This is a genomic window from Flavobacterium chryseum, assembly GCF_004362015.1.
In the GTDB taxonomy this organism is placed as follows: Bacteria; Bacteroidota; Bacteroidia; order Flavobacteriales; family Flavobacteriaceae; genus Flavobacterium.
The window spans coordinates 204,361-220,155 of sequence record NZ_SNWW01000006.1 but is presented as its reverse complement, the minus strand read 5'-3'; the positions used below and the strand labels follow the sequence as shown (position 1 = coordinate 220,155).

The following is a 15,795-nucleotide window of genomic DNA, read 5'->3' as shown; positions in this document are numbered from 1 at the left end:
ACTATTTAAATGAGCAAAAGTAAACCTACTCTCGTGATTTTGGCGGCAGGTATTGGAAGTCGATACGGAGGATTAAAACAGTTAGATACGTTTACTCCCGAAGGAGATACAATAATGGACTTTTCGATATATGATGCATTACAGGCAGGCTTTGGAAAATTTGTATTTATTATCAGTAAAAATATAGAAGAGGAATGCAAAGAAATTTTTGATAAAAAGTTAGAAGGAAAAGCCGAAGTAGGATATGTTTTTCAGGAAATTAATAATGTTCCGCCAAAATATCAAAATCCCGAAAGAAAAAAACCATGGGGAACCGGACACGCCTTATTAATGGCAAAAGATGAAGTAACCGAAAATTTTGCTATTATAAACGCCGATGATTTTTACGGAAAAGAAGCGTTCGAAATTATGGCAAAAGCCTTAACAGAAATGGATAAAGAATCGTATCATTTTAATATGATGGCGTATTTGCTTAAAAATACGGTTTCGGATCATGGTTTTGTTTCAAGAGGAGAATGTCAGGTCGATGAAAATAATTTTTTGACCGATGTTACAGAACGCACGCACATCGAAAAAATAAATGGCAAATTAATGCGCAAAGACGATAACGGTGATTTTATTCCCATTGATGAAAACACGATTGTTTCGATGAATTTCTGGGGATTTACACCTAAATGTTTTGAGTTTGGAGGCGCACTTTTTGAAGAATTCCTGAAAGAAAACGAACACGATTTAAAAGCCGAATTCTTTATTACATCAGTTGTAAATGAAATTTTAAAATCAGAAAATGCATCTCTGGAAGTGCTTCAGTCGAATGCAAAATGGTTTGGAGTGACGTATAAAGAAGATAAGGAAATTGTAAAAAAAGAAATTGAAAAATTAAGAGCCCAAAAAGTGTATCCAACTAATCTCTGGTAATATGGTAGCAGAACATTTAAAATTTATATTCGACCAGTTCGACCATATCGAGGTTTTCAAAAATTTTGGAGAATTGGCTTCCGGTCATATCAACGACACCTATTTAATAACAACTGATAGTTCTAAACAGTTTATTTTGCAACGTATTAACAATGGCGTTTTTAAAGACGTTTCAGGACTTATTGCCAACAAAGTTAGCGTAAGTAAACATTTGTTGCGAAAACTAAAGCATTTATCTGAAGACGAACTGAAACGCCGTGTTTTAACTTTTATCGGTACAAAAAAAGGCGTTTTTTATTATCAGGATAAAGATGGAAATTTCTGGAATATGATGGTTTATATTGAAGGAAGTCTGACTTTTGAAACCGTTAACAATGAGGAAATTGCTTATGAAGGCGGTAAACTTTTTGGCGAATTTCTAAACCTGACCAGTGATTTTGATGCCAGAAAATTAATCGAAGTAATTCCGAATTTTCATAATATGGCATTTCGTTATTCGCAGTTTGATACTGCCTTAAAAGAAGCTTCAGAACAACGGATAGAACAAGCCAAAACCTGCATAAATCTCGTTCATGAACTGAAAGAAGAAATGCACATTCTGCAAAAATTAAAAGATACCGGAAAAATAAAACTACGGGTTACACACAACGACACCAAAATTTCAAACGCACTTTTCGACGCCAATAAAAAAGGACTTTGTGTAATTGATACAGACACCGTTATGCCCGGAATTATTCATTATGATTTTGGCGATGCAATCAGAACCATTTGTAATACAGCTGCCGAGGATGAAAAAAATCTGGAACTTGTCAATTTCAATTTACAATATTATAAAGCCTATGTAAAAGGTTTTCTTGAGAAAACGAATTCGTCACTTTCTTTATTAGAAATAAAATACTTACCGCTTGGTGCAAAAACGATGGTTTTTATTATGGCATTGCGTTTTTTAACTGATTTTCTGAATGATGACGTGTATTATAAAACAGAATATCCGGAACATAATCTTGATCGCTCTAAGAATCAATTTAAACTAATTGAAAGCCTTACGGAACAATTTTCAGAAATGGAAAACTATAATTTGAATTCGGCTGTATCATTAAAATAAGAGAAATGAAAAAATATGTAATTACCGGAGGTGCCGGTTTTATAGGAAGCCACATCGCCGAACATTTATCAAATGAAGGACATCAGGTTACAATTCTGGACAGTTTAAGAACAGGATTCGAACACAACCTAAAAGGATTGAATGTTGATTTTGTAAAAGGTGATATTCGCGATGAAAATTTAGTTAATGAAGTAATTGACGGTGTAGCAGGTGTTTTTCATTTGGCAGCTTTAGTCAGCGTTCCTGAATCGTTATTAAAAATTAGAGAATGTATCGAAATTAATACGATCGGAACAATTAATATTCTGGAAGCGGCAAAAAATAATGCAGGTTGTAAAGTTGTACTGTCAACATCTGCAGCGAATTACGGGAACAATCCTATTTTACCAAAAGTAGAAACCATGTTTCCGGAACCCATGACGCCTTATGCAATTACAAAATTAGACGGAGAATATTATTTAAAAATGTATCTCGATCAATATCAGGTTCCAACCGCATCGTTGAGATATTTTAACGTATTTGGTCCGCGCCAAAATCCGGAATCAGCTTATGCAGCGGCGGTGCCAATTTTCATTAATAAAGCACTTCAAAATGAACCGATTACTATTTACGGAGATGGATTGCAGACCAGAGATTTTATTTATGTCAAAGATGTTGTAAAAGCTAATATTCTGGCTTCTCAAAAAGGAGATGAAACGTATAATGTTGCACTCGGTCACAGTACATCGGTTTTAGAATTGGCCGAAAAAATCATCAAAATTACCAACTCAAAATCGCAAATAAAATTTCTGGAAGCAAGACCGGGCGATATCAAACATTCAAAAGCGAATCCTGAAAAATTCAATCAATTAGGCTTTAAACCAGAGTATATAATTGATAAAGCTTTAGAAGAAACCATTCTTTTTTATGAGCAGGAATTAGTCGGTAAATAAGCATCGAATTAACAAAGCTTAAATCGCATAAAAAATATTAAACACATAGAAACATAGATTTTATAGATTGAAAAAGAATATAAAAAGAAAACTAGTTTTCTCACACATAGTTATGTGTGTTGATGCAAGTGAAACGCCTTCTTTTAGCTTATAAAATCTATGTTTCTATGTTTAAAAAAAACACACACAGCGAATAACTAACCCCAAACCCAAAAATATGTCAGAAATCGATATTACTTTAAAAAAAGAACAAAGCAGCACTTTGATTCCAATGGTTATTTTAACCTCGTTATTTTTTATTTTTGGATTCGTAACCTGGCTCAACGGACCGCTGATTCCATTTTTTAAATTGGCATGTGAACTAACCGAATCACAATCGTATTTTGTGACTTTTGCCTTTTATATTGCTTATTTTGTAATGGCGATTCCGTCCTCATTTCTAATCGAAAAAGTAGGCTATAAAAATGGAATTTCACTAGGATTATTAGTTATTGCCGTTGGTGCATTACTATTTTATCCAGCAGCCGAAGCCCGAACTTTTGGACTTTTTTTAATCGCTTTATTTGTAATGGGAACCGGTTTGGCAGTTTTACAAACCGCTGCGAATCCGTATGTTGTGGTAATTGGTCCGCGCGAAAGTGCCGCTGCGAGAATCAGCGTATTGGGAATCGCAAATAAACTCGCAGGATTTCTGGCTCCGTTATTACTCACTTCTTTAGTATTATCCAATATTGGCGACTATTCTGCAGATAAAATTGCGGTTTTAACATCGGCTGAAAAAGAAAGTGCTTTAGATTTACTAGCCTTGCAATTGCAAACGCCATATATGTACATGGCAGCAATCATGTTGGTTTTGGCCGTTTTAGTGAAATTTTCTCCGCTTCCTGAAATCAATTTAGATGACGAAGGACAGGTGGCACATTTAAGTATTTTCAAACAAATAAAAGAAGCTTTCAAACATCCGCAATTGGTTTTTGGCGTTATTACTTTGATGGTTTATATCGCTGCCGAAGTTTTAGCCGGAGACTCCATAGGAGGTTTCGGAAAACAATTGGGCGTTTATGGCGAAAATGGATCTTTTTATCTCAAACTGACTTCGTTTACGATGACCGCAATGGTTGTGGGATATATTTTAGGAATCACACTAATACCCAAATATGTTTCACAGGTTTTTGCTTTAAAAATGTCCGGATTTTTGGGTTTAATTTTAGTTTCATTGATTGTAATACTTTCACCTAAAATCATGATTCAATTACCTGGAATTCCACAATTGCCTTTAGTAATCATTTTAGTGGCACTTTTAGGATTGGCCAATGCACTTTGCTGGCCGGCAATCTGGCCAATGGCACTTCAGGATCTTGGCGGATTTACAAAAATTGGAGGCGCAATTCTGATTATGGGAATTATTGGCGGTGCTGTTTTTCCGTTACTTTATGGTTTGCTTGCAGATACAATTAATACATCAAATGCAACTGCGGGAATTACTGAAACTGCAAAAAGTGGAAATCAACTGGCTTATTTAATATTGTTTCCAGCCTATTTAATGATCGTGTTTTTTGCATTTAAAGGTCATAAATACAGAAACTGGTAAAGGTTTTTTGGTTTTAGTTCTACCTGAAATTTGTCCTCGAAGGAGATGACAATATTGTGTAGTAAGCTTGCAGAACTTTCTATAAACATAACATTTTATTCAAGATTATAATAAGCACTCAAATATTCGTATTTGAAAGAGCTCTGGCTCAACTGATGTCTTTTTTTATCGCTTCTTGCAAATGCTAAAATTACGTTTATAAAGCTTCGTGAAAGTTAACACTGAATCTTATATGAGCAAAAGCAAAATTGAATTAACTCCGCAAATTAATGTGAAGGAAATTTTAGAAAATATAGCACAAAAAATTCAGCAGCCAAAAACCGAATTGTACCGATGTTATCAAAATTGATTTTAGGGTTGAATAAGTGCATTTAAGAAAATCAAATAAAGAACCGATTAGTCGTATTTATATCGAAAGTATTTCTCAAGAAAAAGCTGATCACTTGACAGAAAAAATCATTATTGAAATTAGGAATTTAATTTAGTTGTCATCGGCTTAAAGTTGTTTTTTGGAATAAGAATATGGTTTCAAAAAAACATTAAATGATTGATTTAGATATAGAAAAGAGAATTTTTATTGCGTTTTTTAATTAAATGAATTCCAAATAAAACATTCTTAATTTTAGAATTAAATGAACTTTTTATATTAAAAATTTAAATTCTTATTCGGTTAAAATTCAAAATAAGTAAGAATTTAATAATACTTTTTCTAAAAAATGTGTTCGAAAACACTTTTTTTATGTGCACGAACACATTTTTTTGATTTTACCATTGTTTATTAAAAAATATTATTTAGTTTAGCCAATAGTAAGTTAAAAAAGAGCTTTTTTTTTGCCCATTTTGAAGTTGAAAATGAGTTTCAATATTCGGAAGAAAGGAAATAGAAAATCAAAAGATTACGAAATCCGAAACGTAATTAAGTAATTGATAATTAGGCGAGACATAAACCCAAAATAAAGAATATCAGTTAAAAAATAAATAACCAAACGAAAACAAACAAAAAAAACAAAACCAGAAAAATTATGAAACCAAAAAAAACATAACCTGAACTTTTTCACTTTGTGCGGGCTAAAATTCCTAACCATTATTTACTCACATAAAGTATGCTTTTCACATTAACCAATAAACTAACCAGAATAATATGAAAAAAAGTAATAAGTTACTAAACGGTAACTATCAGGAATTAAAATTTAATTTAAAAGCAATAATTACAATTTTAGTCTTGATCGTAACTGTTGTAAAAGTAAATGCTACAACATCTTCGGATAGTGGCAAAAAATCAGAAATTATAAATAAAAAATCAGTTGCAGATATAATTATCAAAGGAGTTGTTTTAGATGAGTTAGGTCAACCCATGATTGGCGTGACGATTGTTCCAAAAGGATCATCAAGAGGAACAACAACTGATTTTGACGGAACATTTACTATTTTAGTTCCTTCTGGCACAGAAGCTTTATTGTTTTCTTATGTAGGATATGACAGTAAAGAAGTTTTGATAGCAAACCAAACCAATATTAAAGTTTCTTTGGTACCCGTATCAAAAACCTTAAATGAGGTAGTAATTGTAGGTTACGGAACTCAGAAAAAGAAAAATGTATTAGGAGCGATGTCTTCCATAAAAGGAGAAACACTTACTCTATCTTCTGCACCATCCGTTTTAACAGCGCTTCAGGGTAAAGTTGCAGGTTTGCAAATTACTCAAAATAGTGCACAGCCGGGCGGTGGTTTTAATATTCAGATTCGTGGTGCAGGATCTATTAATGCCCCAAATGATCCCTTAATTGTTGTTGACGGATTTCCGATTACAAACCTTGATCAGCCAGGTTCAGGAAATAGATATAACGGAGGAACACAAAGTGTCTTAAATTCATTTAATCCAAATGATATTGAATCTATAGATGTATTAAAAGACGCAAGTGCTTCTGCTATTTATGGAGCAAGAGCTGCAAATGGTGTCATTTTAATTACAACCAAAAAAGGAAAAGACGGAGAAGTAAGAGTAGATTATTCCGGATCATTTTCGTATCAAAAATACAATGACGGTTATGATGTTCTGGATTTGAAAGAATGGATGCAATTACGAAATGATGCTTCCAGAGAAAATTGGGAGTTTACAAATAAAGTATATCCGTATTCTTCAAAAACACTGGAAGAAGCAAATGCTAATCCCGTTAATGGAATCGCATACAAAAGATATTATTCGGATGAACAGATCAGAAATGCCGGAAAAGGAACAGACTGGTTATCGCTGGTAACGAGAGACGGAATGGTGCAGCAAAACAACTTATCATTAAGAGGCGGAACTCAGTCTACTAAATATTTCTTATCTGGAAATTTATACAATCAGGAAGGTATTGTTAAAAATTCAGGAATTAAAAGAAGTACGGTCCATTTTAGTATTGACCAGAAATTACATGACATTGTTACTGTTGGTATGAATATGACAAAAAGCAGGATTAACAATCAGAACTCACAATTAGGAGGACAATTTAATCAGGAGACAGGAGAAGAAGTATCTCAATTTGAAAACTCAGGAATTATTAGATCTGCAATTCAACAAGGGCCTCATATTTTGGCCATAGATGAATTCGGAAAATATCCAATTAACCCTGATAGCTCACAAGAACCAAATCCATATTCATTGCTTACTATTTCTGATGAAGGAGTTGTAGACAGAACGCTGATGAATTTTTATGCTGAAGTAAAACCGTTTAAATGTTTTACAGCAAGAGTTCAGGCAGGTTTTGATCAGGGAAATGCTAGCAGAAGTACTTATTTGCCAAGAACAACACTTTACGGAGCATTAGAAAATGGTAAAGCATCGATCAATACACAAAATAAGAATGATGATTTGCTCGATGTTATTTTAACTTATAACACCAAAATAGGAGCCAATAACTCTTTTACTTTCATGGCAGGATATTCTCAATCGACTTATAGAGTAGAAACAACAGAATTAGGAAACAGTAATTTTATTACAGATTCTTTTTTATGGCATAATATTGATGCCGGTGCGGGAATTAAACGAACAGCCTCATCAGGCCTGGAAGATATTTATCGCTCTTATTTTTCAAGAATAAACTATTCTTATAAAGATAAATATATGCTAACATCAACCATACGCCGTGATGGAGTGAGTTATTATGCTGCAAATAAAAAATATGCCTTGTTTCCATCTATTTCGGTGGGTTGGGATGTGTCGCAGGAAACTTTCATGGATCCAATTTCAGAATATGTTTCACAATTTAAATTAAGATTTGGATATGGTTCAGTAGGAAATTCAAACGGAAAAGCCTCAGGAGCATTTGATGCAAGAGCAGCTTATTTAAATCCTGATGAATCAATTTGGACAGGAGTATTTGCCAATAGATTAGAAAATCCTGACTTGATGTGGGAAACAACAACCGAAAAGAATTTTGGTGTTGATTTTGAAATCCTTAAAAGAAGAGTTTCAGGTTCTGTAGAAGTATACGAAAGAGTGATCTCAGATTTATTACAGGAAAAAAATATTAATAGTTATAATGAAGTTAATAAGGTTTGGGCTAATATTGGAAGTACACAAACTAAAGGGGTAGAGGTTACAATAAGTACAGTAAACATTGATCGTCCTGATTTTCAATGGAAAACTACATTTAGTTATTCTCACTATAAAACAAACTGGAAGGAAAGAGCTCCTGACTGGAAACCAAAAGTTTATGAAAGTTATAATGATCCTGTTCGTGCACAATACAGCCAAATTGCTGACGGAATAATGCAAATAGGAGAAGTAGTACCTGCGCAGCCTGAATTGTTTCCGGGACAGGTAAAAATTAAAGATGTTAATGGGTTTGTAAGAGACGGTCTAGGAAATCCTGTAACAGATGCAAATGGAATATTTTTGAGAACGGGTGCTGCCGATGGTAAGATTGATGAGGCTGATACGGTTTTACTCGGATCATCTGATCCTGATTTTGTAGCAGGTTTAAGTAATAACATAATTTGGAAAAATTTTCAATTGAACTTTCAGTTTAATGGAATGTTTGGAAGAGAGATTATGGACAGAACTGATTTTACATACGGTGTAACCGCTATAGGTGTAGCGCAAAACGGAAGAAATGTGACTACCAATATATATAACAGATGGACACCGGATAATCCAAGTAATACACGTCCGGCATCACACTTTGGATATTCACCATACGGATCTGGCAATTTATTTATGCAGGAAGCTTCATTTGTACGTTTGCAAAGCGTATCGCTGACCTATAATTTCCCGAAAAAATGGTTTGGAAAATTCATGCAGGGTGCTGCCATCAGACTTGATGGGCAAAACCTTTTTACCATAACAAAATATGATGGTATAGATCCTGAAACAGATGGTTATGCAGCAGCATATCCAAATGTAAAAACATACACAGTAGGAGTTGATCTTAAGTTTTAATAAAAAAGACATGAAAAATTTAAAAAATTATACAATAGTTTTACTATTACTAGTTTTCTCAGGATGTAACGATGATGATTTTCAATCGGTCAATTACGATGAGATTAATCCAAGTATTTTTCCCAGCTCAGAAGCCGATATTCAAGCTATTGTAGCATCAGCCTATTCTCCTTTAAGAGGTGCTTACGGTGACGGAATTCATTCTACTTCAGAAAATGGACTAATATTTATTTTAGATGCTACAACCGAAATTCTTCAGGGGCCTTACGGCGTACAGCAAGAAGCATCTCTACACAGCTATAAACCTAGTTCTACCAATTTTACCCGTTTTTATGATGTGTTCTACAACAAGATAAGCAGTATGACTTTGAGCATTGACAGAATCGAAAAATCAAGTGTAAATGAGTTGATAAAAAAACAGGCGATTGCAGAAATTAAATGTGCAAGAGGAGTATTGGCTTATGAACTTTTTGATATGTACGGTCCAATTGTAGTAGCACCTTTAGAGGTTCTTAAAAATCCACTGATAGAAGAACCTTTGGCACGACTTTCAAATGCAGATATGGTAAGTTTTATTGAAAATGATCTGAAAGCTGCCGCAGTAGACCTGCCGGCTCCGGATAAAGCAAACTATGGCAGATTTAGTCAGGGTTTGGCCAGAATGGTTCTAATACGATTATATCTTCATGAAAAAAGATGGGCAGAAGTAGAGGAACAGGCTAATGCCATTATGAATATGAATTATTACGCATTAGAAGCTGATTATGTTGGCCTATGGGGATTAACAGCACCAACTAAAAGTAAAGAAGTAATATGGGCTGTTCCCGCAGACTATGCAGGAACAAGCGAAAATCAATGGCAAATGATGGCGCTGCCAAATAATTTTCCGGGACGCGGAGGCTACGGAACTATTCAGAGTTCATGGACATTTTATGACTCTTTTGAAGCCACTGATATTCGTAAAACAGCACTTATTGCAGAATACACAGGTACAGATGGAGTGACTTACAACAGAGCTAATCCTGCTAATTACATGCAATTAGGACCAATTCCGTTAAAAATTCATCCGGATGCTGCAAGAACAACCGCTTTGACAACAGTAGATATGATTATATATCGTTATGCTGATGTATTATTATCAAAAGCAGAAGCACTGGTAAACAAAACTGGAACGCCAACGCAAGAAGCCATCGATTTGGTAAATATTGTTAGAAAAAGAGCTAAAATCAGTGAAGTACAATTAGCAAATTATAGCACGCTTGCCAGTTTTAATACTATGATTCTTTTAGAAAGGTCACACGAATATTGGTGCGAAAACGGACAATACCGTTCAGACTTAATCAGACACGGGAAGTTTACAGAACATGCTATTTCTTTGAATGGTGCAGCCAGTCAAAGTGCGCCTTATAAAGCATTATTTCCATTTTCATTAGACAGAATAAGTGAAGGAAAAGGAAAATTTCTTCAGAATCCGGGATATAATTAATTTCTTTTTAAGAAGAATATTAAATGATTTGATCAGATAATTTAATTATAAAAAAAACATGAAACATTTATTAATAGTATTTTGCCTTTTTCTGAATCTTGCTTCAAGTTGTCAGAGTGATGGAGGTGGCGAAAATAAAGAAGAAGAAATAACCGGAGCGGAAAAAGTAACCTACACCGTTTCTAACGAAGTCTTCACCAATCCGGAACGTGGTTTTATGCACACCTGGCAGGTAAATTCTGAAGGTGCAGCTATAACTGCCGCATCTTTAGCGAATTTAAAGAAAGAAAATGTAAGCCTTATTTTGCGTTTGTATTATTTGGAGAAATTCAAAACGACGGCTTTAAGCCAAGCGCAATTAGATCTTATAAAAACTGATTTTACACGCTTGAGAGAATCAGGTTTAAAATGTGTTTTACGTTTTGCTTATACCGATGCTCAGGATGGTTCAGATGCTTCTGTTGCCATAATTTCAGGACATTTAGATCAGCTAAAACCAATTTTAGAAGAAAACAAAGATGTCATAGCTTTTGTTCAGGCGGGTTTTGTTGGCGCTTGGGGAGAATGGTATTACACCACAAACCAACTAACTACACCAGCCAATAAAAAACTGATATTGGATAAACTTTTAGAATCTTTTCCAAAAGAAATTAAAATTCAGGTTAGAACGCCAAAAATCAAACAAGACTTCGTAGCCACTACAACCGCTATGGATGCTACAGTTGGTTACGGAAATACAAATACAGCCCGTTTAGGTTTTCATAACGACTGTTTTATGGCAAGTGTTGACGATTATGGTACGTATGTAAATGTAACGGCAGAAAAAACATATATAAGTAATGAAGCCCTTTTTGTCCCAACAGGAGGAGAAACATGTCCGCCAACCGATGTTCCGGTGGCAAGCTGCAGCATTGCCGAAAAAGAAATGACAATGCTAAAATGGACGTACTTAAATCTTGATTATTACGGTCCGGTTTTGCAGGAATGGAGAAATAATAATTGCTTTACTGATTTTGAAAGAAAGTTAGGTTACAGACTTGCATTAGCATCATCAAGCATAAAAAAAGAAGCTGCCTTAAATGGGACTTTAGAATTTAATGCACAAATCAATAATTCCGGTTTTGCTCCGGTTTACAATCCAAAAAATGCTTATTTAATTCTAAGAGCAGCGAGCGGAACGGTTTACAAGAAAAAATTGAGTTTTGATGTTCGAAAAGTGGTTCCAAGAGTAGCTTTCGATTTAAAAGAAACGGTTAGCTTATCAGAGATTCCAGCCGGTACGTATGAATTACTATTAAAGATTGAAGACAGTTCATCAAAACTAATTGACAGACCTGATTATTGTATTCGTCTTGCCAATACTGGATTATGGGAGGCTTCTACAGGATTCAACAAATTATCACAAACGGTTATCATTAAATAGTTCTAAAAACATTTAAAACAAAAAACCATGAAAAAAATAAAATTAACCAAATACATAGCAATAGTGTTAGCATTGCTATTGCTAACAGCATGTTCGAGCGATAGTTCGTCTTCGGATTCGGCAACAAAACCTGTCGCAGATTTTTCGTTTACCAATGACGGAAGTACGTTTACTTTTAAAAATCTTTCTACAAACGGTACAAAATACAGATGGGATTTTGGAGATTTATATTTTACTTCAAGTGAAAAAGACCCCGTTTACACCTATCAAATTGGTGGTGAAATTAGAGTTTCGCTCACCGTTACAAACGATGCCGGAGAAGAAGCCTTTATCACAAAAGTTATAACAGCACCACGAATTATAATCATCGATATTAAAATTGATGGTGAATTTAAGGATTGGGATGATGTAGCCGTTACTGATCAAAATACATCTGGAAATGGATCTATCCAAAAAATTAAAATTTGGGCAGGCGGTTCAAATGTGAATGTGTATTTAGAAGGAAATAAAAAAATGTTACTGGAATTGGCTCGTTTATTTATCAATACAGATGGCAATACACAAACAGGATTTTTACATCCTATGCATTGGTTGGAAGGTGCAGGAGCAGAATTTTTATTTGAAGGACCTATAGTAAGTAATGGATGGGGAACTTTTTTTGATTATACAGGTACTAATGGAGCTTGGGGATGGACAGTAATTTCAGGTTCAGGGATTAACTTAAATGCATCATCAATTGTAAGCCTTAACAATACAACAAATGCTATCGAATTTAATATTCCGAAATCTCAATTAGGAACTTTAGGAACATCTGTAGGAATTGGAATTAATGAACTAAATGGAGGATGGGGAGATGTTGCTTATTTCCCCGAAGGACCTAAATTTTCAACCTTAAAATTGTAGTTTGTCATCGATAGCCTGTCAAATTGCCATTAGATTGAACGTTTTTTGAAGAGGTCATTTTTAAATCTAATGGCATGAGCTATCGAGTAATCATATTTAAAAAGTAATTCTTCTATTATAATCATAGTAAGGATTGCTTTCTAAAATTCAAATTAAGAAATAAAGACACCAAATGAATAAAACCATTGCCAATAACCGATTAATGTCTATAGATGTTCTGCGAGGATTTGATTTATTGATGATTATTGTGGCAGATCGTTTTTTCTATAATTTGAATACAGCTGCCAAAACCAATTTCACAAAAAGCTTAGCAGACCAGTTTGAACATCCGGAATGGATTGGTTTTCATTTATATGATGTAATTATGCCTTTGTTTCTGTTTGTCGTTGGAGTTGTAATTCCGTTTTCATTAGGAAAAAGAAGCACTGAAACAGCATCAGATTTCAAATTATATTCACACATTTTAAGACGATTTGTAATTCTGTTTATTTTAGGATGGATTGTTCAGGGAAATTTATTGTTTCTGGATATTTCAAAATTTCAAATATTTAGCAATACACTTCAGGCCATTGCAGTCGGTTATTTATTCTCATCAATAGCTTACATCAATTTATCTAAAAAAGGAAGATATCTATTTTTTGCAAGCTGTCTGATTTTGTATGCCATATTATTATCAATTCCGAGTTTCTTCGGACATAGCTTCGAATTATTGCCAAATAAAAATCTTCCTATTTATATTGACCAACAGATTTTTGGACGTTTTTACGATCAGACACAATATTCATGGCTCTTAACAGGCTTGGGTTTTACCGCCACAACAATGTCAGGATTATTTGCAGGAGAATTGCTTTTATCATCTTTATCAAGACAAAAAATCGCCAACTATTTATTTTTAATTGGAATAATCGGAATCGTTATATCGTTAATAATAGGTTTATGGCATCCGATAATTAAAAAAATATGGACGAGTTCATTTGTAATATTCTCATCAGGAATTAGTTTTGTTTTGCTGGCTTTATTTTATTGGCTTGTCGATGTAAAAGGTTATACAAAATGGGCGTATCCGTTTCGGGTTATTGGCCTCAATGCCATCGCCACTTATGTGGGTTCGCATGTCTTCAATTTCTCTTTAATTGCAAAACAGGTTTTCTTTGGTTTCGAACAATTTACCGGAGCATATTACGATGCGTTTTGCGATTTAGCGGGTTTCGGAATCCTTTATTTCATACTTTGGTACATGCATAAAAACAAGACTTATATAAAGGTTTAATTAAAATTAAAAATGGAGAATTAAAAATTAAAAATCTTTGAAATCCTAATTTTTACATAATAAACTCTGTGTGTTTTAAATAAGTGGAACGCCTTTATTTTAGAGAACAAATTCTATGTTTCTATGTGTTTAATAATACATCGTTTATAACAAAACAAAATAATGACGAGTAACTCACCTCAATAAATTATATTAAAATAAAAAAAAATGAAAAGTTCAAGTTTAAAATTTCTACTCATAGCTTTTTTGCTATTAAGAATTTGCGATGCATCTGCTCAAATCATAAAAACAAAAACGCCCAAAAGAGATAAAGGTCAAACCGATGTTTTGCGTTTGGCGACACCTGCAATTCCGGTAGTTCATGTTGCAATTATTGGTTTAGGAATGCGTGGCACAGGCGCAGTAGAACGTATTACACATATTCCCGGAGTAGAAATTGTGGCACTTTGTGATATGCTCGAAGACAGAACAAAAGCAGCCAACGATACTTTAGTAAAACACGGAATGCCAAAAGCAGAAGTATTTTTTGGAGAAGATTCCTGGAAAAAAGTAACCGCACTTAAAAATGTAGATCTCGTTTATATTGTAACCGATTGGAAACACCACGCCAATATTGCCGTTCAAGCCATGAAAGACGGAAAACATGTTGCTGTAGAAGTTCCCGGAGCTTTAACCATGGAGGAAATATGGGATATTATTAATACATCAGAAAAGACCCGTAAACATTGTATGATGCTAGAAAACTGTGTTTACGATTTCTTTGAACTGACCACATTAAATATGGCGCAACAAGGTTTGTTTGGAGAAATTCTTCATGCTGAAGGTTCTTATATTCATGGACTTCAGCCATATTGGGGAAATTACTGGAACAACTGGCGTATGGATTATAACCGAAAACACAGAGGAGATGTTTATCCGACACACGGAATGGGACCAGCCTGTTTAGCCTTAAATATTCACCGTGGAGATAAAATGAATTTCTTAGTTTCTATGGATACCAAAGCGGTTGGAAATCCTGCTTTTATTAAAGAAAAAACGGGAGAAGTTGTAACTGATTTCAGAAACGGAGATCACACGATGACGATGATTCGTACCGAAAAAGGAAAAACGATCCAGATTCAGCATGATGTTACAAGTCCGAGACCTTACAGCAGAATGTATCAATTGTCAGGAACTAAAGGATTTGCGAATAAATATCCGGTTGAAGGTTATGCTATTGATGCTAAAGAAGCCGGAGCAGAAATTGCTAAAAATTATCAAAACCTGAATGCCGAAGAATTTGTATCAGAAGATGTCAAAAAGATTTTAATGGAAAAATATAAAAATCCGATTGTAAAAGATATCGAAGAGAAAGCCAAAAAAGTAGGCGGACACGGCGGAATGGATTTTATTATGGATTACCGTATGTTTTATTGCATTCAAAACGGACTTCCGTTAGACATGGATGTTTACGATTTAGCCGAATGGTCTTGTCTGAGTCCGTTAACAGAAATTTCGTTAGACAATAATTCTTCTCCGGTAGAAATTCCAGATTTTACTCGCGGCGGATGGCAAAAATTGAGTACTGTTGAATTTTCTAAATAAGGAAATCCCAGCGTAATCGATTAGTTTTTAATATTTCTTGTTAGTTAAAATCTTCTGTTTTCAAACAACAGGAGATTTTTTTATGGATAAAATGTTATGAAAAAACATTTTAATTGTTCATTAAAATGTTGATAAATAGTGATTTATATTTATTTTTTTAACA

General features: G+C 34.1%; 10 protein-coding genes. All 10 read left to right on the top strand.

All coding sequences use genetic code 11. The features are described from left to right. The first annotated feature begins 9 nt into the window (after positions 1–9). The 10 genes from EV143_RS13485 (at position 10) to EV143_RS13440 (ending at position 15,632) form a co-directional block, all read left to right on the top strand. Positions 10–918: a sugar phosphate nucleotidyltransferase gene (locus EV143_RS13485; RefSeq protein WP_133508463.1), complete on the top strand. Its 909-nt coding sequence runs from the start codon at positions 10–12 to the stop codon at positions 916–918. Between the two features lies 1 nt (position 919). Continuing rightward, positions 920–2,023, top strand: a complete 1,104-nt coding sequence (locus EV143_RS13480) for a phosphotransferase enzyme family protein (protein ID WP_133508462.1) — start codon at positions 920–922, stop codon at positions 2,021–2,023. Positions 2,024–2,028: 5 nt separating this feature from the next. Next, positions 2,029–2,955 (top strand): NAD-dependent epimerase/dehydratase family protein, encoded by a 927-nt coding sequence (locus tag EV143_RS13475; RefSeq protein WP_133508461.1) that lies wholly within the window; start codon positions 2,029–2,031, stop codon positions 2,953–2,955. Between the two features lie 217 nt (positions 2,956–3,172). Continuing rightward, positions 3,173–4,546 (top strand): sugar MFS transporter, encoded by a 1,374-nt coding sequence (locus tag EV143_RS13470; RefSeq protein WP_133508460.1) that lies wholly within the window; start codon positions 3,173–3,175, stop codon positions 4,544–4,546. 1,141 nt (positions 4,547–5,687) lie between these two features. After that, the gene (locus EV143_RS13465) at positions 5,688–8,966 is read left to right on the top strand and encodes a SusC/RagA family TonB-linked outer membrane protein (RefSeq protein ID WP_133508459.1); all 3,279 of its coding nucleotides are present in this window, start codon (positions 5,688–5,690) and stop codon (positions 8,964–8,966) included. 10 nt (positions 8,967–8,976) lie between these two features. After that, on the top strand, positions 8,977–10,452 hold the full coding sequence (locus EV143_RS13460) for a RagB/SusD family nutrient uptake outer membrane protein (protein ID WP_133508458.1): 1,476 nt from the start codon (positions 8,977–8,979) through the stop codon (positions 10,450–10,452). A 58-nt stretch (positions 10,453–10,510) separates the two neighbouring features. Next, positions 10,511–11,875 (top strand): DUF4832 domain-containing protein, encoded by a 1,365-nt coding sequence (locus EV143_RS13455; protein WP_133508457.1) that lies wholly within the window; start codon positions 10,511–10,513, stop codon positions 11,873–11,875. Between the two features lie 27 nt (positions 11,876–11,902). Then, the gene (locus EV143_RS13450) at positions 11,903–12,778 is read left to right on the top strand and encodes a PKD domain-containing protein (RefSeq protein WP_133508456.1); all 876 of its coding nucleotides are present in this window, start codon (positions 11,903–11,905) and stop codon (positions 12,776–12,778) included. Between the two features lie 172 nt (positions 12,779–12,950). Next, a complete protein-coding gene (locus EV143_RS13445; RefSeq protein WP_133508455.1) occupies positions 12,951–14,048 on the top strand; it encodes an acyltransferase family protein in 1,098 nt (365 codons plus the stop codon). 207 nt (positions 14,049–14,255) lie between these two features. Next, entirely contained in the window at positions 14,256–15,632 is a 1,377-nt protein-coding gene (locus EV143_RS13440) for a Gfo/Idh/MocA family protein (protein WP_133508454.1), read from the top strand. Positions 15,633–15,795 lie beyond the last annotated feature (163 nt).